27 protein-coding genes are annotated in these 22,600 nt (G+C 72.3%); 14 read left to right on the forward strand and 13 right to left on the reverse strand.

The features are described from left to right. Positions 1–58 precede the first annotated feature (58 nt). Both ACGFR9_RS23675 and ACGFR9_RS23680 read right to left on the reverse strand, forming a co-directional pair. The gene (locus ACGFR9_RS23675; RefSeq protein ID WP_393211877.1) at positions 59–262 is read right to left on the reverse strand and encodes a hypothetical protein; all 204 of its coding nucleotides are present in this window, start codon (positions 260–262) and stop codon (positions 59–61) included. Next, positions 262–936 (reverse strand): pyridoxamine 5'-phosphate oxidase family protein, encoded by a 675-nt coding sequence (locus ACGFR9_RS23680; protein WP_393211879.1) that lies wholly within the window; start codon positions 934–936, stop codon positions 262–264. The genes ACGFR9_RS23675 and ACGFR9_RS23680 overlap by 1 nt, the downstream gene beginning before the upstream one ends. Positions 937–971: 35 nt before the next feature. Here ACGFR9_RS23680 and ACGFR9_RS23685 point away from each other — a divergent pair, with 35 nt between their 5' ends. Further along, on the forward strand, positions 972–2,309 hold the full coding sequence (locus ACGFR9_RS23685) for an aminotransferase class I/II-fold pyridoxal phosphate-dependent enzyme (protein WP_393211881.1): 1,338 nt from the start codon (positions 972–974) through the stop codon (positions 2,307–2,309). Between the two features lie 205 nt (positions 2,310–2,514). Here ACGFR9_RS23685 and ACGFR9_RS23690 read toward each other — a convergent pair whose 3' ends face one another. Beyond that, a complete protein-coding gene (locus ACGFR9_RS23690) occupies positions 2,515–3,456 on the reverse strand; it encodes a DMT family transporter (protein WP_393211883.1) in 942 nt (313 codons plus the stop codon). A gap of 75 nt (positions 3,457–3,531) precedes the next feature. Here ACGFR9_RS23690 and ACGFR9_RS23695 point away from each other — a divergent pair, with 75 nt between their 5' ends. Then, a complete protein-coding gene (locus ACGFR9_RS23695) occupies positions 3,532–4,473 on the forward strand; it encodes a LysR family transcriptional regulator (protein WP_393211885.1) in 942 nt (313 codons plus the stop codon). Here ACGFR9_RS23695 and ACGFR9_RS23700 read toward each other — a convergent pair. Then, a complete protein-coding gene (locus ACGFR9_RS23700; RefSeq protein WP_393211887.1) occupies positions 4,448–4,918 on the reverse strand; it encodes a pyridoxamine 5'-phosphate oxidase family protein in 471 nt (156 codons plus the stop codon). The genes ACGFR9_RS23695 and ACGFR9_RS23700 overlap by 26 nt on opposite strands. Before the next feature lie 40 nt (positions 4,919–4,958). Next, complete coding sequence (locus tag ACGFR9_RS23705) at positions 4,959–5,453, reverse strand: Rieske (2Fe-2S) protein (RefSeq protein ID WP_393211889.1); 495 nt, start codon at positions 5,451–5,453, stop codon at positions 4,959–4,961. Between the two features lie 190 nt (positions 5,454–5,643). Between ACGFR9_RS23705 and ACGFR9_RS23710 the strand changes: the two genes are divergently transcribed. Together ACGFR9_RS23710 and ACGFR9_RS23715 are read left to right on the forward strand one after the other, a co-directional pair. Further along, positions 5,644–6,408, forward strand: a complete 765-nt coding sequence (locus tag ACGFR9_RS23710) for a HipA family kinase (RefSeq protein ID WP_393211891.1) — start codon at positions 5,644–5,646, stop codon at positions 6,406–6,408. After that, positions 6,405–6,788: a DUF3037 domain-containing protein gene (locus ACGFR9_RS23715; protein WP_393211893.1), complete on the forward strand. Its 384-nt coding sequence runs from the start codon at positions 6,405–6,407 to the stop codon at positions 6,786–6,788. Before ACGFR9_RS23710 ends, ACGFR9_RS23715 begins: the two co-directional genes overlap by 4 nt. An 85-nt stretch (positions 6,789–6,873) precedes the next feature. Here the strand turns inward: ACGFR9_RS23715 and ACGFR9_RS23720 are convergent, their stop codons facing one another. Continuing rightward, positions 6,874–7,398 (reverse strand): excalibur calcium-binding protein, encoded by a 525-nt coding sequence (locus tag ACGFR9_RS23720; protein WP_393211895.1) that lies wholly within the window; start codon positions 7,396–7,398, stop codon positions 6,874–6,876. Between the two features lie 378 nt (positions 7,399–7,776). Between ACGFR9_RS23720 and fabG the strand changes: the two genes are divergently transcribed. From fabG to ACGFR9_RS23745, 5 genes are all read left to right on the forward strand, one after another. Then, positions 7,777–8,538, forward strand: coding sequence for a 3-oxoacyl-ACP reductase FabG (fabG, locus tag ACGFR9_RS23725; RefSeq protein ID WP_393211897.1), 762 nt, complete (start codon positions 7,777–7,779; stop codon positions 8,536–8,538). A gap of 14 nt (positions 8,539–8,552) precedes the next feature. Then, positions 8,553–9,311, forward strand: a complete 759-nt coding sequence (locus ACGFR9_RS23730) for an SDR family oxidoreductase (RefSeq protein WP_393211899.1) — start codon at positions 8,553–8,555, stop codon at positions 9,309–9,311. Between the two features lie 232 nt (positions 9,312–9,543). Continuing rightward, positions 9,544–11,130, forward strand: coding sequence for an ABC transporter substrate-binding protein (locus ACGFR9_RS23735; RefSeq protein ID WP_393211901.1), 1,587 nt, complete (start codon positions 9,544–9,546; stop codon positions 11,128–11,130). 91 nt (positions 11,131–11,221) lie between these two features. Beyond that, complete coding sequence (gene ung / locus ACGFR9_RS23740) at positions 11,222–11,905, forward strand: uracil-DNA glycosylase (RefSeq protein WP_393211903.1); 684 nt, start codon at positions 11,222–11,224, stop codon at positions 11,903–11,905. A gap of 120 nt (positions 11,906–12,025) precedes the next feature. Continuing rightward, positions 12,026–12,502 (forward strand): hypothetical protein, encoded by a 477-nt coding sequence (locus ACGFR9_RS23745; protein WP_393211905.1) that lies wholly within the window; start codon positions 12,026–12,028, stop codon positions 12,500–12,502. 43 nt (positions 12,503–12,545) lie between these two features. Here ACGFR9_RS23745 and ACGFR9_RS23750 read toward each other — a convergent pair whose 3' ends face one another. Continuing rightward, positions 12,546–12,866: a hypothetical protein gene (locus tag ACGFR9_RS23750; RefSeq protein ID WP_393211907.1), complete on the reverse strand. Its 321-nt coding sequence runs from the start codon at positions 12,864–12,866 to the stop codon at positions 12,546–12,548. Positions 12,867–13,229: 363 nt separating this feature from the next. On the opposite strand from ACGFR9_RS23750, the gene ACGFR9_RS23755 reads away from it, so the two are divergent. After that, entirely contained in the window at positions 13,230–14,135 is a 906-nt protein-coding gene (locus ACGFR9_RS23755; protein ID WP_393212304.1) for a Gfo/Idh/MocA family protein, read from the forward strand. Here ACGFR9_RS23755 and lnt read toward each other — a convergent pair. Together lnt and ACGFR9_RS23765 are read right to left on the reverse strand one after the other, a co-directional pair. Beyond that, a complete protein-coding gene (gene lnt / locus ACGFR9_RS23760; protein WP_393211909.1) occupies positions 14,059–15,624 on the reverse strand; it encodes an apolipoprotein N-acyltransferase in 1,566 nt (521 codons plus the stop codon). The two genes, ACGFR9_RS23755 and lnt, sit on opposite strands and share 77 nt — an antisense overlap. Before the next feature lie 69 nt (positions 15,625–15,693). After that, entirely contained in the window at positions 15,694–16,179 is a 486-nt protein-coding gene (locus ACGFR9_RS23765; RefSeq protein WP_393211911.1) for a nuclear transport factor 2 family protein, read from the reverse strand. 94 nt (positions 16,180–16,273) lie between these two features. On the opposite strand from ACGFR9_RS23765, the gene ACGFR9_RS23770 reads away from it, so the two are divergent. Further along, complete coding sequence (locus ACGFR9_RS23770) at positions 16,274–16,873, forward strand: DUF4291 domain-containing protein (protein ID WP_393211913.1); 600 nt, start codon at positions 16,274–16,276, stop codon at positions 16,871–16,873. A gap of 37 nt (positions 16,874–16,910) precedes the next feature. Beyond that, positions 16,911–17,651 carry an SDR family NAD(P)-dependent oxidoreductase gene (locus ACGFR9_RS23775; RefSeq protein WP_393211915.1) on the forward strand — a complete coding sequence of 247 codons (741 nt, stop codon included), beginning with the start codon at positions 16,911–16,913 and terminating at the stop codon, positions 17,649–17,651. A 12-nt stretch (positions 17,652–17,663) separates the two neighbouring features. Here the strand turns inward: ACGFR9_RS23775 and ACGFR9_RS23780 are convergent, their stop codons facing one another. The 4 genes from ACGFR9_RS23780 to ACGFR9_RS23795 all read right to left on the reverse strand — a co-directional run bounded on the left by ACGFR9_RS23780 (position 17,664) and on the right by ACGFR9_RS23795 (position 20,328). Next, a complete protein-coding gene (locus ACGFR9_RS23780; RefSeq protein ID WP_030213335.1) occupies positions 17,664–17,843 on the reverse strand; it encodes a hypothetical protein in 180 nt (59 codons plus the stop codon). A 111-nt stretch (positions 17,844–17,954) separates the two neighbouring features. Then, positions 17,955–18,830, reverse strand: a complete 876-nt coding sequence (locus ACGFR9_RS23785) for an undecaprenyl-diphosphate phosphatase (protein ID WP_311709192.1) — start codon at positions 18,828–18,830, stop codon at positions 17,955–17,957. 166 nt (positions 18,831–18,996) lie between these two features. Further along, on the reverse strand, positions 18,997–19,467 hold the full coding sequence (locus ACGFR9_RS23790; protein ID WP_030214177.1) for a helix-turn-helix domain-containing protein: 471 nt from the start codon (positions 19,465–19,467) through the stop codon (positions 18,997–18,999). An 87-nt stretch (positions 19,468–19,554) separates the two neighbouring features. After that, on the reverse strand, positions 19,555–20,328 hold the full coding sequence (locus ACGFR9_RS23795) for a TVP38/TMEM64 family protein (RefSeq protein WP_030214181.1): 774 nt from the start codon (positions 20,326–20,328) through the stop codon (positions 19,555–19,557). A gap of 49 nt (positions 20,329–20,377) precedes the next feature. On the opposite strand from ACGFR9_RS23795, the gene ACGFR9_RS23800 reads away from it, so the two are divergent. Then, complete coding sequence (locus tag ACGFR9_RS23800) at positions 20,378–21,100, forward strand: DNA alkylation repair protein (protein WP_030214184.1); 723 nt, start codon at positions 20,378–20,380, stop codon at positions 21,098–21,100. A gap of 287 nt (positions 21,101–21,387) precedes the next feature. After that, a complete protein-coding gene (gene tuf, locus ACGFR9_RS23805) occupies positions 21,388–22,557 on the forward strand; it encodes an elongation factor Tu (RefSeq protein ID WP_393211918.1) in 1,170 nt (389 codons plus the stop codon). Positions 22,558–22,600 lie beyond the last annotated feature (43 nt).

Below are 22,600 nucleotides of genomic sequence, written 5' to 3' on the forward strand. Positions count from 1 at the left end.
AGGGGCCGGGGACGTAGCCGTATTCGTCGACCACGCTCGGTACGACGTCCAAGGTCGCCTAGACCGCGGGCCGGAGCGGATCGGGCCGCGCCGGACGGGTCACCGCCTCGCCGCGCTCGGGGGCGTAGGCGAAGTGCAGGGGCTGGACGAGGGGCGGCTCGCCCGGCGGACCGTCGACCACGCGCCGGCCGAAGTCGCGCACGGCCGGCCACCGCTGCCACTCGGCGTCGTCACGGGGCCCGTCCCAGCGGTGGACCGGCATCACAGCGCCGCGAGGTACCCGGGCAGCGCGGTGCCGGGGGCCAGTCCGGGGTCGGCGAGCGGGGCGTCGTAGCCCTTGCGCAGCGGGACGACGCCGGCCCAGTGGGGGAGATCCAGATCCTCGGGCTCGTCGTTGGCGCCGCCGGTGCGCAGCTTGGCGGAGACCTCGTTCAGGTCCAGCCGGATCACCGCGGTGGCGGCGAGCTCCTTCCTGTTCGCCGGGCGGGAGTCGGCGGCGCGGCCCGGTACGACATGGTCGACCAGGGCGTCGAGGGCCTGCCGCTTCTCCTCGGCGTCGGTCACGTCGTACGCCACGCCGTGCACCACCACGGAGCGGTAGTTGATCGAGTGGTGGAAGGCCGAGCGGGCCAGCACCAGGCCGTCGACGTGGGTGACGGTGAGGCAGACCGGGAGGCCGGGGTCGGCCAGGCCCGCCGCGCGCAGCGGGCGCGAGCCGGTCGAACCGTGCACGTAGAGACGCTCGCCGACCCGGCCGTACAGCGTGGGCAGCACCACCGGCGCGCCGTCCCGGACGAAGCCGAGATGGCAGACGTAGCCCTCGTCGAGTATCGCGTGCACCCGTTCCCTGTCGTACGCGGCGCGGTCGGGGGAGCGGGTGGGGACCGTGCGCTCGGTGGGCGGGTAGGCGGGCCGTCGTGGCTGGGTCCCCTGCATGGCTTTCTCCATTGCACTAGTGCATACTTGTCTTTGTGCTAGGAGAGTATCGGATCACTGGTCGGCGTGCGGCAGAGATTTCCGCGAGCATCGAGGGCGCGGTGGGGGACGGGACCCTGAAGCCGGGCGAACTGCTGCCCCCCATGCGGGAGTTGGCGGAGCGTCTCGGGGTGAACCCGAACACCGTCGCGGCCGCGTACCGGACCCTGCGCGAACGCGGGGTCATCGAGACCGCGGGCCGGCGGGGGAGCCGGGTGCGGCCCAAGCCGGCCACCACCGCGCGTGAGCTCATCCGGGTGGAAGTCCCGGCGGGCGTGCGGAACCTGTCCGAGGGCAACCCGGACCCCGCGCTGCTGCCCGCGCTGGCCGGGGCGTTCGCGGCGGCCGCGGAGGAGGGGGACCGGGAGCCCGTGCTGTACGGACACGCGCCCGTGGAGCCCGGGCTGGCGCGGCTGGCGCGGGCGGAGCTGGACGCCGACGGGGTTCCCGACGGGCCCGTCGCCGTCACCTCGGGTGCGCTGGACGCTCTGGAGCGGGTGCTCGTGGCGCATCTCCGGCCGGGGGACGCGGTCGCTGTGGAGGATCCGGGGTGGGGGAGTCTGCTGGATCTGGTTCCCGCGCTGGGGCTGAGGGTCGTGCCGGTGGGGGTCGATGACGAGGGGCCGTCGCCGGAGGACGTGCGCAGGGCGTTGGCGGGTGGGGCTCGGGCGCTGGTCGTCACGGACCGGGCGCAGAATCCGACCGGGGCGGCGGTGAGCGGTGCGCGGGCGCGGGTGCTGCGGGGGGTGCTCGCCGAGTATCCGGAGACGCTGCTGATCGAGGACGATCACGGGCATCACATCGTCGATCTGCCGTTGCACGCTTTGGCCGGTACGACGCGGTCGTGGGCGTTCGTGCGTTCGACGGCGAAGGCGTACGGGCCCGATCTGCGGCTCGCGGTGCTCACCGGGGACGCGGTCACCCTTGACCGGGTGCGGGGAAGGCAGCGGCTGGGGCCGGGGTGGGTCAGCCGGATCGTGCAGCGGGCGGTGGTGCGGTTGTGGAGTGAGGGGGCGGTGGACCCGGGGGTGGTGGCCGGGCGGTACGGGGGGCGTCGGGAGGGGGTGATCGGGGCGCTGGGGCGGCGGGGGATCGTGGCGTACGGGCGGAGCGGGATGAATGTGTGGGTGCCGGTTCCCGATGAGACCGGGGTGGTCGCGCGGTTGTTGCACGCGGGGTGGGCGGTGGCCCCCGGTGCGCGCTTTCGGATGAACGCGGCGCCGGGGATCCGGGTCACTGTTTCGACGCTCACGGAGGACGAGGTCGGGCCGTTGGCCGAGGCGATCGCTGCGGCGGTGGGGCCGGGTGGGGGGCCGTTGCGGACGTATGTCTGAGGCGGGTGGCCGTGTGGGGGCGGCGGCGTGGTTGCCCGCAGGTGGGGAGTGCCGGCCCGGCGTTGGGGCTGGGCGGGGGGTGTTGCGCGGCCCGGCGTTCGCTGGGTGCCTCCCCCACTCTCGGCTGCGCTCGAGCGGGGGGACCCCCATCGCCCACCCGTGCCGCCATAGCGGCACGATTGCCCGCAGCTGCGGCGGCTGGGGGTTATGCCGGGGGCTTGGGGCGGGCCTGGGTCAGGGCCGCTCCTGCCAGGACGATGGCTGCGCCTATGGGGGTCGACCAGGTCAGGGGTTCGTCGAGGAGGGTGATGCCTGCCGCCGCGGCGATCACCGGGACGAAGTAGGTGACCATCTGGCCTGTCGTCGGGCCGACTTCGGCCACCAGGCCGTACTGGACGAGTACGGCCAGGCCCGTGCCCAGCATGCCCAGCGCGGCGATCGCCAGGAGCGGGCCGACGGCGAGGGTGGTCGGCAGGGTCGTGAACAGCGGTGTGACGACGGCCAGTTGCACGGTGGCCAGCAGCAACTGGCCGCCGGTGAGGGACAGGTTCGAATGGCTGCTGCCCGCCAGGGTGCGGCGGACGTAGATCCAGCCGACGGGGTAGCTCAGCGAGGCCAGCAGGGCCAGCGCCGTGCCGCGTGCGTCCAGGCCCTCGAAGCCCTGCCACGCGCCCAGCACGGTCAGCACCCCGAGGAAGCCGAGGCCGAGCCCCGCCACCCGTACCCGGGTGGGCCGGTCCTCGGAGAGCGCCACCAGGGACAGTGCCATGCCCCACAGCGGCGACGTCGCGTTGCAGATGCCGGCCAGCGTCGACGGGATGGTCAGCTCCGCGAAGGCGAACAGCGAGAACGGCAGCGCGTTCAGCAGGAACCCGGCGACCGCGAGATGACCCCAGGTCCGGGCCCCGCGAGGCAGCCGCTCCCGCCGTACGGCCATGGCGACCGCCAGGACGGCCGTACCGAAGGCCAGCCGTCCGAAGGTGACCTGGAACGGGGCGTAGCCCTGGGTGCCGACCTTGATGAGGAGGAAGCTGAACCCCCAGATCAGCGAGAGTGCCCCGAAGCGCAGTCGCCAGTCCAGGCGGGGGCGGGCGGATGCCGGGGCGGTGCCGGCCGGGGCGGGGGTGGTCGCGGTGACGCTGCTCATGGAGGCAACGATGCGGGACGGTCATCGTGTAGCACAATCGAGATTTCGCACGCGATATCTCGTAGCATCGCTTACATGTTGAACCTGGAGCGCCTGCGCACCCTCGACGCCCTCGCCCGGCACGGCTCGGTCAGTGGCGCGGCCGAGGGGCTGCACATCACCACCTCCGCCGTCTCCCAGCAGATGTCCAAGCTGGAGCGCGAGGTCGGCCAGCAGCTGCTGGCCAAGAACGGGCGCGGGATCCGGCTCACGGACGCGGGCCGGCTGCTCGCCGAGCACGCCGCGCGCATCCTCTCCCAGGTCGAGCTGGCCCAGTCCGACCTGGAGGCACAGCGCGGACAGGTCGTCGGTGAACTGAGGATCTCGGCGTTCCCGACCGCCGCGCGGGGGCTGTTCCCGGTCGCGCTCGCGGATCTGCGCGAACGGCATCCCGGGCTGCGCGTGCGCTCCCGCGAGCAGGAGCCGGAGCACGGCATCCGGGAAGTGGTGCGCGGCGATCTCGATCTTTCGGTGGTGCTCGACTGGTACAACAAGCCGATGCCGCTGCCCGACGGTCTGGTCAAGGCGCCCCTGCTGGACGACCCGGCCGATGTGGCGCTCCCCGCCGGTCACCGGCTCGCCGGCCGCGCCGAGGTGGACCTCGCCGAGTTCACCGAGGACGAGTGGGTCACCTGGGGCGAGGGTGAGTTCTGCCATGAGTGGCTGATGTTCACCCTGCGCTCCAAGGGCGTCGAGCCGGTCGTCGCCCACCGCGCGGCCGAGACCCACACCCAGCTCGGCCTGGTCGCGGCGGGGCTCGGCGTCTGCATCGCACCGCTGCTGGGCCGCGACCCGCTCCCCTACGGGGTGGTGACGGTCCCGCTCAGGCAGCGCGTACGGCGGCACGTCTTCGTCGTCTGGCGCGCGGACGCCGACCGCCGCCCGTCGATCCGGGCGGCGGTGCGGGCGTTGCGGACGGCGGGGGAGCGCGTCTCGGCGATGAACGGGGGTTCTACGACGGTGCGGGCAGCTTCCTGAAGTCCCAGGAGACGATCTTCTCCGGCGTCAGCCGCAGCCAGGCGTGCCGGCCGTCGTGCGGCATCTCGTCCAGACCGAAGCTCTTCCGGGCGAACAGCGTCTCCGGAACGTCGAGTTCCGCGCGCAGTTCCCCCGTGCGCGGTATCTCGCCCACGAACTCCACCCGCCCGGACAGCTCCGCGCCGCGCAGTTCGTCGTACTCCTCGCCGGTGTCGACCACGATCGCCACCCGCGGGTCCCTGCGCAGATCGGCCCACCGCTTGCTGCGCACCACGGAGTACAGCCACAGCGAGCTCCCGTCCCAGACGAACCACAGCGTGCTGACGTGCGGTGCTCCGTCCGCGGACACGGTGGCGACCCGGCAGGTGCGCTGGACGGTGAGGAAGTCGTCCAGCTCGCCGGGCGTCATCATGATCTTCCGGCCCCGGCGCTGCGTGGCGGTCATACGGCCCTCTGTCCTTCGTGTCGTACCGAGTACCGGTGGTTCAGGCGAGGGTGATCGAGTCCCCGCTGACCGTGATCTCCACGGCGGGCAGCGGTTTGGTCGCCGGGCCGCTCTGCACACTTCCGTCGGCGATGGAGAAGTTGCTGTTGTGGCACGGGCAGTTGATGACCCCGTCCGCGACGCTCTTCACCGCGCACCCCTGGTGGGTGCAGGTCGCCGAGAACGCCTTGAACTCGCCCGCCGCCGGCTGGGTGACGACCACCTTACGGTCGGGGAACACCTTTCCGCCGCCCTCGGGGATGTCGGCGGTCGCGGCGAGGGCGGCGGCGCCCGCGCCGGCGTTCTCGCCACCGCCCGAACCCCCGCCGTCGGACGAACCGCCGGTCTTCGAGCCGGAGTCCGCGGAAGAGCTCGACGCGTCGTCGTCGGAGCCGCCGCACGCGGTCAGCGCGACGGCGAGGCCCGCCGCCCCGGCCGCCGCCACGACGGTTCGCCGGGCGGGTCCGGAGGTGCGGTGGAGCGATGCGCTGGTCATGCGTGTTCCTTCCGGGATGCGTGATCTGGGGAGAGGTACGGTCGGCGGGCCCACGCCGTTCATGCGCTGCCGAGCCTGGCGGGTCCACGGTCGGGCGGGCGTAAATCACGACTGTCGTTTCGCTGTCGGACCGCGGCCGCTTCGCCCGGGTCGCCTCCGACGTGCGGCGACGCGCCAGTAGCCTGGGGCGATGCTCAAGGAAGTCATCGCGACCCGCTTCATCGCGCCGCTGCGCGAGGGCGGCTCGCTGCCGGGACTGGTCGAGGCCGACGATCTCGGCACCTACGTGCTGAAGTTCACCGGCGCGGGGCAGGGCCGCAAGACGCTGGTCGCCGAGGTCGTCTGCGGGGAACTCGCCCGCAGGCTGGGACTGAGGGTGCCCCGCCTGGTCACCGTCGAACTCGACCCCGTGCTGGGGCTCGGTGAGCCGGAGCAGGAGGTGCAGCGGCTGCTGAAGTCCAGCGGCGGCACCAACCTCGGCATGGACTTCCTCTCCGGCGCCCTCGGCTTCGACCCCCTCGCCTTCGAGGTGAGCCCCGAGGAGGCCGGACGGATCGTCTGGTTCGACGCGCTCGTGAACAACGTCGACCGCTCCTGGCGCAACCCCAACCTGCTCCGCTGGCGCGGCGAACTGTGGCTCATCGACCACGGCGCGACCATGATCTGGCACCACAACTGGCCCCGCGCGGAAGCCTCCGCCGCCCGCCCCTACGATGCCTTCGACCACGCCCTGAAGACCTGCGCCCCGGACATCGCGTCCGCCGCGGCCGAACTCGCGCCACAGGTCACCGGGGAACTGCTCGCCGAGGTCACCGCGCAGATCCCCGACGCCTGGCTGGCCGGCGAGCCCGGCTTCGACACCCCGGACGCACTCCGGTCGGCCTATGCCCGGCCCCTGCTGGCCCGCGCGGCCACCGTCCACCAGCACATCCAGGGGCTCGAGGGGGACCAGTGAGCGACCGGCACGTCTTCGAGTACGCGCTGCTGCGGGTCGTACCGCGCGTCGAACGCGGTGAGTGCGTCAACGCGGGGGTGCTGGTGTACTGCCGCCCCAAGTCGTACGTCGCGGTCCGCACACATCTCGACGAGGCGCGGCTGCTGGCCCTCGATCCGAAGGCGGACCTGCCCGGCGTACGGGCGGCGCTGCGCGCGGTCGAGAAGGTCTGCGCGGGCGGGGACGCGGCGGGGCAGGCCGCGCGGGACGACGCGGGGCGGCGCTTCCGCTGGCTGATCGCACCCCGGTCCACGATCGTCCAGCCGGGGCCGGTTCATACGGGCCTCACGGCCGACCCGGCAGCGGAGACGGAACGTCTGCTGGAGTTGCTGGTGCGTTGACGGCTGCGGGCGGGCCATGGCTGCTCGCGCGGTTCCCCGCGGCCCCTCGTGCGCGGCTCGGCCGCGTGGGCGCGACCGGCCCCGGCTACCCGCGGCCGCCCACACCCCGTCGTCGCACGACAAACCCCGCCGTGGCGACCGCACCGGTCACGAACGTCGCCCCGATCATCAGATCCCAACCACTGGGCCCTGACCCCGACGAGCCGCCGAGCCCACCCTCGACACCGCGCGTCGGCACGGCGGAGACGGGAGTCGCGGACGCGGCCCCGGTCGTCGGCGCAGCGGTCGTGGGCCGCGGCGACGGCGGCCGGGTGGGTGCGGAGGAGACCGGCACCGGTGACCGCGCGGGCGCGGACGACACCGGCGCCGGACGGAACGTCGACGACGTGAGCCCCCGCCGCGGCAGCGCCTCGCAGGCCACCCCGTCGTCCGAGCCCGGATCCTCGTCCAGCCGGTGCGGATCGCTCCGGTCGGTCTCGAAGAATGCCTGCGCGTCCTCCTGATAGGTGAAGTCGCCGCAGTCCAGATCCTGGGCGTGAGCGATGTCGGCCAAGGGCACGATCGCGGCGAGCGCGATCAGCGTGCCCATGGCCCCGGTGCGACGGAGCATGGAGCGCCTCCTTTCCGGCCGAGGTCGGCCCCGCTTCGACGCTAGGGGCCACCCGCCGCCGGGGCGCGCAGCGCTGAGCCGATCGAGTGCTCCCCCCGCGGGCGGGTCACGGTGGGACGGCGTGGTTCCCGCCGGGCACCGGGGGCATCGGCATGACGAGTCGGCGGGCAGCCCCGGGGCGGGGCGGTGGTTCCGTCGAGGGGCGGGTGGCGCGAGGAGGGGCCGCGCTCGCGCGGGGAATGGATCACACACATGTGGTGTGCCGTTGACACCGCGTGCCAGTGCTTCTAGCGTCACGTCTGCTGAAGGTACTAAGCGGTCGCTCATCTGTCCGGTCCGGCCGCAGGAGCCGCATCCCAAGCGCGAGGAGAAGCAGCAATGTCCACCACTGAGCAGCGGGTCGCGGTCGTCACCGGCGCCGCGCGCGGCATCGGCGCCGCCACCGCCGTACGACTGGCCGCGGAGGGCCGCGCGGTCGCCGTGATCGACCTCGACGAGGCCGCCTGCAAGGACACCGTCGAGAAGATCACCGCCGCCGGCGGCAGGGCGATCGCGGTCGGCTGCGACGTCTCCGACGAGGCGCAGGTCGAGTCCGCCGTCGCGCGGATCGCCGAGGAGCTGGGCGCGCCGGTGATCCTCGTCAACAACGCGGGCGTACTGCGCGACAACCTGCTGTTCAAGATGAGCGTCTCCGACTGGGACACCGTCATGAACGTGCATCTGCGCGGTGCCTTCCTGATGTCCAAGGCCTGTCAGAAGCACATGGTGGACGCCGGTTTCGGCCGGATCGTCAACCTGTCCTCGTCGTCCGCCCTCGGCAACCGGGGCCAGGTCAACTACTCGGCGGCCAAGGCCGGTCTGCAGGGCTTCACCAAGACCCTGGCCAAGGAGCTCGGCAAGTTCGGCGTCACCGCCAACGCCGTCGCCCCCGGCTTCATCGCCACGGAGATGACCAAGGCCACCGCCGACCGTGTCGGCATGGGCTTCGACGACTTCAAGGCCGCCGCCGCCACCCAGATCCCGGTCGCCCGCGTCGGCGAGCCCGACGACATCGCCAACGCGATCGCCTTCTTCACCGGCGAGGCCGCCGGCTTCGTCTCCGGCCAGGTGCTGTACGTCGCCGGCGGACCGCTCGACTAGGAAAGACCGAGGACATGACTGCAGTGGAACTCTCGGGCAAGGTCGCCCTCGTCACCGGGGCCAGCCGCGGCATCGGCTACGGCGTCGCCGAGGCCCTGATCGCGCGCGGCGACCGGGTCTGCATCACCGGCCGGGGTGAGGACGCCCTCAAGGAGGCCGTCGAGAAGCTCGGCGCCGACCGCGCCGTGTACGTCGCGGGCAAGGCGCACGACGAGGCCCACCAGGCCGTCGCCGTGGAGCGCGCCATGGAGGCCTTTGGCCGGATCGACTACCTGGTCAACAACGCCGGAACGAACCCGGTCTTCGGGCCGATCGCCGACCTCGACCTGAACGTGGCGCGCAAGGTGTTCGAGACCAACGTGATCTCGGCGCTCGGCTTCGCGCAGAAGACCTGGCACGCCTGGCAGAAGGAGAACGGCGGCGCCATCGTCAACATCGCCTCCGTCGCGGGCATCGCGCCCTCGCCGTTCATCGCCGCCTACGGCGTCAGCAAGGCAGCGATGATCAACCTGACCCAGCAGCTGGCGCACGAGTTCGCGCCCGGGGTGCGGGTCAACGCCATCGCGCCGGCCGTGGTGAAGACCAGGTTCGCGCAGGCGCTGTACGAGGGCCGGGAGGAGGAGGCGGCCGCCGGCTACCCGCTGGGCCGGCTCGGCGTACCGTCCGACATCGGCGGCGCCGCCGCCTTCCTCACCTCGGACCAGTCGGACTGGGTCACCGGCCAGACCCTCGTCGTCGACGGCGGCATCTTCCTGAACGCGGGAGTCGGCTGAACCATGGTGTGAGAGGGGCGACTCCGCGCACCGCGCGGGGCCCCGTTCGACGATCCGGCACGGGCGTCCGTTGACGAAAACGGCGCCCGTGCCGGCGTTTCGGGTCGCAACGGTGCGTGACAACGTAGTCATCGGAGAGTTGATCTCCAGAGGCGTACAGAGAGGGGTCAACGGGGCGAACACTGCGGTATGGTCTGCCGACTCTTGGGACGGCAGAGCAAGGAGCGTGCGCGTGTTCAACCGGAACCGATGCCTGCGGCGGGTGGCGGCCATCGCGTCCATATCGTCCTTGGTGACCGGATGCGGCGTCCTGTCGTCCGACTCCCAGGACGACGGGGGACCCATCGTCGTCGGCACGACCAGCTCGCCCAGCACGCTGGATCCCGCGGCCTCCTGGGACAGTTCGTGGGAGCTGTTCCGCAACATCTACCAGACCCTGCTGAGTTACCCGATCGGCGCGACCACGCCTCAGCCGGACGCCGCCAAGAGCTGTGCGTTCTCCGACAGTTCCAACCAGGTGTTCCGCTGCGAGCTCCGCGAGGGGCTGACGTTCTCCGACGGGAGCACCCTCGACGCCGGTGCCGTCAAGTACTCCATCGACCGGATCCGGAAGATCAACGTCAACGGTGGTCCGGCCGGACTGCTGGGCAGCCTCGACCGGGTGCAGGCGCCCAGCGAGCGCGAGGTCGTCTTCTACCTCAACAAGCCCGACGCCACCTTCCCGTTCGTGCTAGCCACCCCGGCGATGTCCATCGTCGACCCCGACGCCTATCCGGCCGGCGCACTGCGTGAGGACGACGGCATCGTCGGCTCGGGGCCGTACACCCTGCGGTCGTACAAGGAGGGCGCCGCGGCCGAACTCGCCCGCAACGACCGCTACAAGGGCTTCGCCGAACGCCGGAACAGCGCGGTGACCATCCGCTACTTCCAGGACTCCGGCACCATGGTCAAGGCGTTGCGGGACGACCGCATCGACCTGACCTACCGCGGTCTGGCGGCCGGCGACATCATCGGCCTGCAGGGCAAGACCTCCAAGGAGGAGGAGCTCCAGCTGATCGACGGCACCGGGACGGACATCAACTACCTGGTGTTCAACCCGAAGGACCCGTGGGCCGGCAGGAAGGAGGTGCGCCAGGCCATCGCGCAGGTCGTCGACCGCGCGGCGATCGCGCACAAGGTCTACCGGGACACCGTCGACCCGCTGTACTCGATGGTTCCCAAGGGGCTGACCGGACACACCACCGGCTTCTTCGACGACTACGGCGAGCCCAGCGCCGCCAAGGCCCGGCGCATCCTCACCGACGCCGGGATCACCGAGCGCGTGCCGCTGACCCTCTGGTACACCACGGACCGCTACGGCTCCGAGACCGCGCTGGAGTTCAAGGAGCTGGAGCGGCAGCTGGAGGCGTCGAAGCTGTTCGACATCACGCTCAAGAGCCGCCCCTGGAAGACGTACGTCGAGGGCTACCAGAAGGGCGAGTACCCGGTGTTCGGGCGCGGCTGGTTCCCGGACTTCCCGGACGCGGACAACTTCATCGCCCCGTTCGTCGGCAAGCAGAACGCGCTCGGAACGCCCTACGAGGCGAACGAGATCACGGCCGAGCTGCTGCCCAGCTCCCGCCGGGAGAGCGACCGGGGGAACGTGGTGCGCCAGTTCGAGGAGGCCCAGCAGATCCTCGTCGACGACGCGCGACTGCTGCCGCTGTGGCAGGGCCGGCAGTATGTGGCGGTCAGCCGGGACATCTCCGGCGCGGAGCGGGCGCTGGACCCGTCGACGATCATGATGGTGTGGGAACTCTCCCGGAAGACCAGCTGGTAGCGGCCGGGCAGGGCCGTCCGCCGGGCCGGTTGTCAGTGGTCGCCTGTAGGTTCTGAGGCCTGGAAGCGACCGCACACGTAAGGACATTGACGTGACCGACATCGCCATGCTGCCCGAGTCCTGGCGCGGGGTTCTGGGCGACGAGCTGCAGCAGCCCTACTTCAAGGAGCTGACCGAGTTCGTCGAGGAGGAGCGGGCGAACGGAGCGGTCTACCCGCCCCGTGAGGAGGTCTTCGCGGCGCTGGCCGCCACGCCGTACGACAAGGTGAAGGTCCTGGTCCTCGGCCAGGACCCGTACCACGGCGAGGGCCAGGGGCACGGACTGTGCTTCTCCGTCCGCCCGGGCGTGAAGATCCCCCCGTCCCTGCGGAACATCTACAAGGAGATGCACGCGGAGCTGGACACGCCCGTCCCGGACAACGGCTATCTGATGCCGTGGGCCGAGCAGGGCGTGCTGCTGCTCAACGCGGTGCTCACGGTCCGCGCGGGGGAGGCCAACTCCCACAAGGGCCGGGGCTGGGAGCTGTTCACCGACGCGGTGATCCGCGCGGTGGCGAACCGCCCCGACCCGGCGGTCTTCGTGCTGTGGGGGAACTACGCGCAGAAGAAGCTGCCGCTGATCGACGAGACCCGGCACGTGGTGGTCAAGGGCGCGCACCCCTCGCCGCTGTCGGCGAAGAAGTTCTTCGGATCCCGTCCGTTCACGCAGATCAACGAGGCGGTGGCGGCGCAGGGCCACCAGGCGATCGACTGGACCATCCCCGACCTGGCCTGACATCGCCCGCCGGGTGCGGGACCCGTACGACGGGCTCCGCACCCGGAGCGGCTCGCCCGATCTGCCGTCCTCTGCGGCTAGCGTCGACGGCGACAGCCGGCGAGCGGTGCGGAGGACGCGGTGGCGGAGCGACAGGAGCAGGCGGCGCCCGACGCCGTACTGACACGGATCGGTCAGGTCGTGATGCTGCACCACGCGGGGGACCGCGAGGAGGCCCGGCACCGTCTCCTCGGTCTGTGGGCGGAGATCGGTGAGCAGGGGGACCCGCTGCACCGCTGCACGCTGGCCCACTACCTCGCCGACACCCAGGACGACCCCGAGGACGAACTCGCCTGGGACCTGCGGGCGCTGACGGCAGGGGAAGAGGCCGCCGCGGACGGGGGTTCCCTCGCCGCGCGTGCCCTTTACCCGTCGCTGCAGCTGAACCTCGCCGCCGACTACGCCCGCCTCGGCCGCCCCGACGCCGCCCGCACCCACCTCCACCGGGCCCGGGGCGCCGCCGCCACCCTGGCCGAGGACCGCTACGGCGAGGGCGTACGGGACGCCATCCGGCACCTGGAGATCCGACTGGACGAGGACGGTGGACACCGGCCGTAGAACCGGTGCGCGCGGCACCGGCGTCCGCGCGGCTCCGGCCCGATCAGCGGCCGTACGTCTCCTCGCAGATGGTCGCCTCCCGGCTGCCCGGGCGCCAGCCCCCGTACTGCCTGCCCAGCGCGCACAGATCCGCCCCGGCGGAGGCCTCGCCGCGCACCGTCGCCGCCGGGGCGGGCGGAGCCGGAGCGGGTCGCCGCGCCCCGGTGCCGCCGTTCGCCGCGGCCCGGCCCTTGCCGTCACCGGGCGGACTGCTCCGCTCCGGTGCGCCCGAGGGAGCGGCCCGGCGCGACGGTGACGCGGGCTTCTTCGAGGGCCGGCGGGACGGGCCGACCATCTCCAGGGCCTCGCGCGCCGGTGCCTGCACGACCTCTGGCTCGTTCCCTCCGACCGGACGTGGCTGTGATCCCTGGGACGGCGCCCCCACCGGTCCGGGGGCGAGGGGGCGCTGGACCGTCATACAGCCCGAGAGGGCCGAGACAGCCACGGTCACCAGAAGCGTTGCTGTGGTCGTCGTTCGATGCACCCGGTCAACTCTGCTGGCTGCGGCCGCCCGACGGAGCCCGGACAGGCACAGCATGCCCCGCACGGGTGATCTCCCACCCCGTACGGACGCTCCGAGGGCGCCCCGGGTGACGCCGGCCGCCGGTGCCGCACGCCGGAGGGGCCGGGAGCGGGAAGACCGTATGATCGCAGATCACGGCAGGTGACAGCTGGAGGGGAACACACGGTGAAGGTCGGCTGCATCGGACTCGGGGACATCGCACAGAAGGCCTACCTTCCGGTGCTCGCCCACCAGCCCGGGGTGGAACTGCATCTGCAGACCCGCACCCCCGCGACGCTCGACCGCGTCGCCGACGGCCTCCGCCTCCCGCCCGCACAGCGCCACGCGGACCTCGGCGCCCTGATCGCCCAGGACCTCGACGCGGCCTTCGTGCACGCGCCCACCGACGTCCACCCGGAGATCGTCACCCGGCTCCTCGAGGCGGGCGTGCCGACGTACGTCGACAAGCCGCTCGCCTACGAGATCGCCGACTCCGAGCGGCTGGTGACGCTCGCGGAGGAACGGGGCACGAGCCTCGCCGTCGGCTTCAACCGGCGCTTCGCGCCCGGCTACGCCCAGTGCGCCGACCACCCGCGCGAGCTGATCCTGATGCAGAAGAACCGCGTCGGACTGCCCGAGGAACCCCGCACGATGATCCTCGACGACTTCATCCACGTCGTCGACACCCTGCGCTTCCTGGTGCCCGGACAGGTCGACGACGTGACCGTGCGCGCCCGCACCGAGGGCGGACTGCTGCACCACGTGGTGCTCCAGCTCGCCGGGGAAGGCTTCACCGCGCTCGGTGTGATGAACAGGCTCAGCGGGTCGGCCGAGGAGATCCTCGAGGTGTCCGGGCAGGACAGCAAGCGTCAGGTGGTCAACCTCGCCGAGGTGATCGACCACAAGGGCCAGCCGACGCTGCGGCGGCGCGGCGACTGGGTCCCCGTGTCACGGCAGCGCGGCATCGAGCAGGCGGTGCTCGCCTTCCTGGACGCGGTCCGGGCCGGGCGGGTGCTCAGCGCCCGGGACGCGCTGGCCACTCATGAACTGTGCGAACGGGTGGTACGAGCGATCCACGAGCGCCCCGCCTGAGGCGCGCCACCTCGGTGACGCCCCAGACCACGAGGACCAGCAGCGCCGCGTACAGCGTCCAGTCGCCGAAGCGGACGTAGGGCGTGGTCCCGTGCGCCAGCGGGATCTCGTACACCTGCGCGGCGGCGCTGTCCGTGCCGAGCCGCGGGCCGGCCCGCTCCCCGTCGGGGCCGTACACGGCGGAGACGCCCGTCAGGGTGGCGTGCACCATCGGACGGCCGGTCTCGGCGGCGCGCAGCGCGGCGAGCGAGGCGTGCTGCCCGGGGGCCCAGCTCCGCTGGAACGTCGACGTGGAGGACTGGGCGAGCAGGACGTCCGCGCCGTCCTCGGCGAGATGCCGGCTCATGTCGGGGAACGCGGACTCGAAGCACACCAACGGGCCGATCCGCAGCCCGTTCCCCGCGTCCATCACCACCTGCTCCGTGCCCTGCCGGCGGTCCTCCCCGGCCGCCTTGCCGACGGAGGTCGCCCAGCCCAGCAGGGAGCGGGCCGGGATGTACTCACCGAAGGGGACCAGCCGCATCTTGTCGTACCGGTCGCCGGTCGGGCCGTCCGGGCCGATCAGCACCGAACTCTTGTAGATGCCGGGCTGGTCGGAGCGCCGGGCGTCCACGTTGACCAGGATCGGCGCGCCCGTCTCGCGGGACAGCGCGGTCAGCCGCCGTGCGAGGTCGGGGCGGTCCCCGAGGTCGAAACCGACGCTGCTCTCGCCCCAGACGATCAGGCCGGCGTCCTGCCCGGCGAGCTCGCGCGTGAGCTGCTCCTCGCGGTCGAAGCGCCGCTGCGGGCTGTCGGCTCCGGTGACGACACCCGGCTGCACGAGCGCGATCCGGACCCGGTCGTCGGTGGCGGGCCGGGGCGCGTACACCCAGGCCGCGGAGGTCACGGCCGCCGTGGCTACGAGCCCTGCCACGGCGGGCACCCGGGCCCGCCGGACCGCGACCAGCACGGCCACGCAGACGTTCAGCGCCACCACCAGGAAACTGAGCAGCCATACGCCGCCCACCGATGCCAGCCGCAGCCCGGCCCCCACCTGCCACTGGCTCGCACCGAGCACGCCCCAGGGGCCGCCGAGCCCCTGCCAGGAGCGGACCAGCTCGATCGCCAGCCAGCCCGACGGCACCACGACGAGCCCGGCCGCGACCCGCCCGTGCGACGGCGCCCCGCCCAGCATCCGCCGCACCAGCCACCCCCACGGCGCCCACAGGGCGCCCAGCAGGGCGGCGATGACGAACGTGAACACGTGCAGACTCGGCAGCAGCCAGTGGTGCATGGCCAGCATGAAGCCGAACCCGCCCCACCAGCCGTCGAAGGCGGCCCGTCGCCCCGTCGGAGCGGTACGGAGCAGCAGCATCCACGGCACCAGGGCGACGTAGGCGAACCACCACAGGGACGGGGCCGGAAAGGCCAGGACGGGCAGGGCGCCCACGACCGCGGCGACGGTCGAGCGGTGCCAGGGGGAGGCGAGCCAGTGGCCGAGCGTCTTCATAGGCGGCTCCCTACCCCGTGGTGCCTCCAGTGTGCGTCCCCGGAGTGATCCGGGACAGTGCGGTCCCGGTCAGTCGATCACAGGAGCCGCCCGCGCGTCGGGTGGGCACCGCCACTTCTCCCGTACGACCACCTCGCTCAGCCGCCAGCCGTCGTCCGTGCGCAGCATCGCGAACACGCACCGGCCGCCGCACACGAGGTCCGGTGCGGGGGACACCCCGTCCTGTCCGTCCCGGCCCAGCGGATTCACGTAGTCCGCCTGCACCCGGGCCGTGTCGCCGGTGTCCTGCTCCCAGATCCCGAACCGCACCCGCCGGTTGACGATCAGATGCTGCCGTACGGGGAAGCGCCCGAGGCTCTCCGCCAGCCAGCCGGCCACCGCCCCGGCGCTGCCCTCGATGCCGCCCGCCGAGCGGTAGTCCGCCCGCCCGCCCGGCGTGAACAGCCCCCGGTACGCCTCCCAGTCACCGTCGTCCACGGCCACCGCGTACTCGGTGACGAGCCCGTCCACGGCCAGTCGGTCCCTCACGGTCGCGAGCTCCACACGCTGCGTCATCGGCTCAGTGTTGGCCATGGGGCGTGCGCAGCCAAGAGGCCGGGCGAGGATATTCGGTGGCCTTCGCCCCGCCGTCCGGCCGAAGCTGTACGCCGTGAACGAAGAGCATCCGAGGTTCGGGATACGCGCCCGCCACACCGACTCCACCATCACCGTCTACCAGGCCTACGGCCCGAAGATCGGCCGCGCGGCGGCGCGACACGGCCGCTTCACGTCCTCGTGGAGCCGGACCCGTATGACATGGATCAAGCCCTCGTTCCTGTGGATGATGTACCGCTGCGGGTGGGGGACCAAGAGGGATCAGGAGACCGTGCTGGCCGTGGAGATCAGCCGGGAGGGGTTCGTGTGGGCGCTGCGGAACTCCTGTCTGTCGCACCATGTGCCGGTGCTGCACGGGGACGCGGAGACGTGGCGGAGCGCGTTGCGCCGGGCGCCGGCGCGGGTGCAGTGGGATCCGGAGCGGGATCTCCGGCTGAATCCGCTGCCCTACCGCTCGCTGCAGCTGGGGCTCGCGGGGGAGGCGGCGGAACGGTACGCGGACGAGTGGATCGTGGGGATCGAGGACGTGACGCCGCTCGCCACGGAGGTGCACGCCCTGGTGCGGGAGGGGGAACTCGGGCGGGCGGCGGCGCTGTTGCCCGAGGAGCGGGTGTACCCCCTGAACGACGACGTGCTCGGGCATCTGCGAGCCTGAGGATCTTCGTCACGCGTTCGTCGCCAGGAGGTACTCAGTGAAGCGTCTCGTCACGGTGGTCACCGGGGGCAGCCGGGGGATCGGCGCCGCGACCTGTCTGCGGCTCGCCGCGGAGGGGCACGACGTGGTCGTGAACTACGTCCGTGACGCCGCGGCCGCCGAGGAAGTGGCGGAAAGAGTGCGGGCGGCCGGGGCGCGGGCCATGAGCGTACGCGCGGACACGTCCGTCGAGGCCGATGCCGACCGCCTCTTCGACGTGGCCGAGCGCGAGCTCGGGCCGCTGACGGGGCTGGTGAACAACGCGGCGGTGACGGGGCCGCTGGGCCGGTTCGCCGACACCGGGACGGACGTCCTGCGGCGGGTCGTCGACGTCAACCTCATGGGGACGCTGCTGTGCTCGCGCCGCGCCGTGCGGCTCATGACGCCCCGGGGCGAGGGCGCGATCGTGAACATCTCCTCGGGGGCCGCCACGCTGGGCAGCCCCGGTGAGTACGTCCACTACGCGGCGACCAAGGCCGCCGTGGACGCCTTCACCCTCGGGCTGGCCAAGGAACTGGGCCCGGACGGCATCCGCGTCAACGCGGTCGCCCCGGGCCTGATCGACACGGAGATGCACGCCGCGATGGGAGCCCCGGACCGGGCCCGGGAGATGGCGGGAAACATCCCGCTGCGACGGGCGGGACAGGCCGAGGAGATCGCGGCGGCCGTGGCGTGGCTGATGTCGCCGGAGGCCTCGTACACCACGGGGGCGGTGCTGAGAGTGGCGGGCGGGCGCTGAGCCCCGCGAGCGTCAGGCCGCCGCGACGACCCCGCCCCGTATCGCCGCGGCCCACTCGACCACCAGCAGTTCGTACTGCTCGCGCTCCTGGGCGGACAGGGAACCGCCCGCGCGCAGCCACAGCGCGCGGATCTGTTCATTGACCTCGGCGGCGGACCGCGCGGAACCAGGGGTCACTAAATCGGGGGACATGCGGACAAGCCTAGGGCCAAGGACTGACAGTGCGCTACCGGACGGCTACCCGCACCGTATGTCCTCGGTCACGTGCCCGGGACACGTTCCCGGGCACATGCCACGCGGGCCCTAACCCGCCGACTCCGCCGCGTGCGGGCTGAGGGTGCCCATGGCGACCAGCACGATGATGACGATGCCGAGCGCGATGCGGTACCAGACGAACGGCATGAAGCTCTTGGTGGAGATGAACTTCATGAACCAGGCGATCACCGCGTATCCGACGGCGAAGGCGATCACCGTCGCGAAGAGCGTCGGGCCCCAGGAGACGTGCCCGCCTTCCGCGGCGTCCTTCAGTTCGAACGCCCCGGAGGCGAGCACCGCGGGGACGGCGAGCAGGAAGGAGTAGCGGGCCGCGGCCTCGCGCCGGTAGCCCATGAACAGACCGCCGCTGATGGTGGCGCCGGAGCGGGAGACGCCCGGGATGAGGGCCATGGCCTGGCAGATGCCGTAGATGAGACCGTCCCGGACGCTCAGGTCCTTGAGCTCCTTGCGCTGCTTGGCCACGCGGTGCCGGCCGCCGGCCTCGTCCCGCGCCGCGAGCCGGTCGGCGACGCCGAGCACGATGCCCATGCCGATCAGCATCGCCGCGGTGAGCCGCAGATCGCGGAAGGGCCCCTCGATCTGGTCCTTCAGCGTCACACCGAGCACGCCGATCGGAATCGAGCCGACGATGACGAGCCAGCCCATGCGCGCGTCGTGGTCGCGGCGCATCTCCTTGTTCGTCAGGGAACGGGTCCAGGCGGCCAGGATGCGCCCGATGTCCTTGCGGAAGTAGATCAGGACCGCGGTCTCCGTGCCGATCTGGGTGATCGCGGTGAAGGCCGCGCCCGGGTCCTCCCAGCCGGAGAAGGCCGCCGTCAGCCGCAGATGCGCGCTGGAGGAGACGGGCAGGAACTCGGTCAGCCCCTGGACGAGTCCGAGGATGAGTGATTCGAACCAAGACATGAGGTAGCGGAGTCCAAGTGCCGATCGTGGAACGGAGGACGGGCACACCACACCGCCGTGTGCGGTGATCGATGATCGGGTGCGCCGCGGGGGGAAGCGTAGCGCCCCAAGATGACGGGACCCACACAGGGGCTTCACGCCCCGCCCCGGCGGCGAAAGGGGCGTATCAGGCCGCCGTGGGACCGCCCACCGTCCACCCGGGAGCCTGCGGATGCGCGGCCAGGTGCTCGTGCCGCACCTCGTCGCCGCATGCCCGGCAGGTCACGACCGGCACGAACTCGTTGCCGCAGACGTGCTCGAGCACCATCGGCAGGTCGCCGTCCCGGTGCAGATGGCGGTCGCCCCACTCCTTGAGGGTCAGCAGGACGGGCTCCAGCTCGAGACCCGCCCGCGTGGGCCGGTACTCGAAACGCCGCGGGCGCTCGCTGTACGGGTGCTTGGCCAGGATCCCGGCGTCGACCAGCCGCCGCAGCCGGGTGGCCAGGATGTCGCGCGGAGCGCCGATGTTGCGCACCAGCTGGTCGAAGCGGCCGTTGCCGAGGCAGACCTCGCGCAGGACGAGCAGGGAGTACTTCTCGCCGACCAGCGCGAGCGTGTCGGCGATCGAGCAGGGGCGCGGGTCTTTGGAGGCGGCCATACGGCCGAGTCTAGGGGAGGGTTGGTTTTTCCAACCTACGTCGCCGGGGCAAGTCCGGATTCCCTGCTCACCGGAACGCACACGGTCTCACCGCCCGCGCAGCTGGTGCCGCTTGCGCCACGCCACCACCGCACCCACCAGACCCGGTACGGCGATGCAGGCCAGCGCGATCAGGAAGGCCGGGGACGTCGGCGTCGAGGCACGGGCGCCGGCCACGACGTAGGCGGCGGTGTTCGGGACCGACCCGAGGGCCGTCGCCAGCAGGAACGGCAGCAGCCGCATACGGGAGACGGCGGCGCAGTAGTTGGAGGCGGCGAACGGGATGCCCGGGAACAGCCGGGCCGCCAGCATCGAGCGGAAGCCGTGCCGGCTCAGCTGGTCGTCCGCCGCCTTGAGCCAGCGCCCGCGCAGCAGCGGACGCAGCGCCTCCTGACCGAGCGCACGCCCCAGACAGAAGGCCAGCCCGGCACCGAGGACCGTACCGCCGAGCGCCGCGCCCAGGCCGAGCTGCGAGCCGAACAGCGCCCCCGCGGCCAGGTTCAGCAGCGGGCGCGGTACGAACGCCACCGTGCACACCCCGTAGGCCACCGCGTAGGCCACGACCGCCGCCGCCCCGCCCAGCTGAGCCGGCCAGCCGTCGGTGAGCAGCCGCTGCGGCTCGAACGCGAGCATCAGCGACGCGGCGGTGAGGAGCAGCAGGACCAGCAGGGACAGCCGTGACCAGGGGGACAGCAGGAGTCTGGCGCAGCGGGCGGCGAATCCCGTGGCCGGAGCCGGCGGGAGCGGCGCGGTGAGTTCCGCGGCGGTGGCCCGGGGAGAGGCCGTGGCGGTGCCCCCAGAGCGGGTGGTGGCATCGAGCATTCGGTGACACTAACCGACGAATATGTGTGATCGCCGTAGTCTTCGTCTCATGCGCGTCACAGGAGCCGGGGCACCCTCCGTGCCGGACAGTCCGCTCGCCGACACGGTGCTGGAACGGCTCACCGCCGCCTACGGGCCCGCCGGCGACCCGGAGCGGGCCGTGGCCCAGCGGGCGTACATGAAGGACGTCGCCCCCTTCCTGGGCATGACCACCCCGGCCCGCCGCGCCCTGTCCCGCACCGTCCTGGCCGGACTGCCCCGCCCCGGCGAGGCCGACTGCGCGGCCGTCGCCCTGCGCTGCTGGGAGCTGCCCGAGCGCGAGTACCAGTACTTCGCCGTGGACTATCTGCGCCGTCATGTACGGCACTGCTCCTCCGGCTTCCTGCCCGTCGCCCGGCACCTCGTCACCACGGTCCCCTGGTGGGACACCGTCGACCTGCTCGCCGCCCATGTCGTCGGGGCGCTGGTCGGTGCCGACCGGGGACTGGCCGCCGACATGGACGAGTGGATCGGCGACGACGACATGTGGCTCGCCCGCACCGCTCTCCTCCACCAGTTGCGCTACCGGGAACACACCGACACCGCACGGCTCTTCGACCACTGCCTGCGCCAGTCCGGCCACCCGGACTTCTTCATCCGCAAGGCCATCGGCTGGTGTCTGCGCGAGTACGCCAAGACCGACCCCGACGCCGTACGGTCCTTCCTGGCGCGTGAGCAGGGACGGTTCGCGCCGCTGTCGGTGCGGGAGGCGCTGAAGAACATCGGCGCGTAGCGGCGCGGAAAACCATTCGACGCGGGGCGGGTTGTCGGCAAGTATCGACGACATGTTCCGGTACGCCTTCCACCTCGCAGCATCCGCGGTCGCGGATGCCCCGAAGGCTGCCGTCCCCGCTTTCCCCACCGCCGTCGACGGCGCCCGAAGCTGACCCTCCCCGGATCGACCGGCGGACCCCCCAGGGGGAGGGTCGGCCAGGTTCCCGGGGTCCCCGTCCCGGCCGCGCGCCGATCCGTTCGCGCCCGGGGCTTCACGCGTCACCATCGAGACTTCGAGGTACCGCCATGTCCAAGACGGCGTACGTCCGCACCAAACCGCATCTGAACATCGGCACGATGGGCCATGTCGACCACGGCAAGACCACCCTGACGGCCGCCATCACCAAGGTCCTCGCCGAGCGCGGCTCCGGCAGTTTCGTCCCGTTCGACCGCATCGACCGGGCGCCGGAGGAGGCCGCGCGCGGCATCACCATCAACATCGCGCACGTCGAGTACGAGACCGACACCCGGCACTACGCGCACGTCGACATGCCCGGCCACGCCGACTACGTCAAGAACATGGTCACCGGCGCGGCGCAGCTCGACGGGGCGATCCTCGTCGTCTCCGCGCTCGACGGGATCATGCCGCAGACCGCCGAACACGTGCTGCTCGCCCGCCAGGTGGGCGTCGACCACATCGTCGTGGCGATCAACAAGGCCGACGCGGGCGACGAGGAGCTCACCGACCTGGTCGAGCTGGAGGTCCGCGACCTGCTCTCCGCGCACGGCTACGGCGGCGACTCCGCGCCCGTCGTACGGGTCTCCGGGCTGAAGGCACTGGAGGGTGACCCGCGCTGGACGGCGTCGATCGACGCGCTGCTCGACGCGGTGGACACCTATGTGCCCATGCCCGAGCGGTATGTCGACGCGCCGTTCCTGCTGCCGGTGGAGAACGTGCTCACCATCACCGGCCGGGGCACCGTCGTCACCGGCGCCGTCGAGCGCGGCACCGTACGCGTGGGCGACCGGGTACAGGTGCTCGGCGCCGAGCTGGAGAGCGTCGTGACCGGTCTGGAGACCTTCGGCAAGCCCATGGAGGAGGCGCAGGCCGGGGACAACGTGGCGCTGCTGCTGCGCGGGGTGCCGCGTGACGCGGTGCGGCGCGGGCACGTGGTGGCCGCGCCGGGCAGTGTGGTGCCCAGCCGGCGCTTCACGGCGCGGGTGTATGTGCTGTCGGCCCGCGAGGGCGGACGTACGACACCGGTGTCGACGGGGTACCGGCCGCAGTTCTACATCCGTACGGCCGATGTCGTGGGCGACGTGGACCTCGGCGAGGCCGCGGTGGCGCGTCCGGGCGACACGGTCACGATGACCGTCGAGCTGGGCCGGGACGTGCCCCTGGAGGCCGGGCTCGGATTCGCCGTCCGTGAGGGCGGCCGCACGGTCGGCGCCGGCACGGTGACGACGGTCGGCTGAGCGCCGTACGGCCGCCCGCTCCCGCACACGGGGGCGGGCGGCC

It is taken from the genome of Streptomyces sp. NPDC048584 (assembly GCF_043199595.1).
Lineage (GTDB): Bacteria > Actinomycetota > Actinomycetes > Streptomycetales > Streptomycetaceae > Streptomyces > Streptomyces edwardsiae.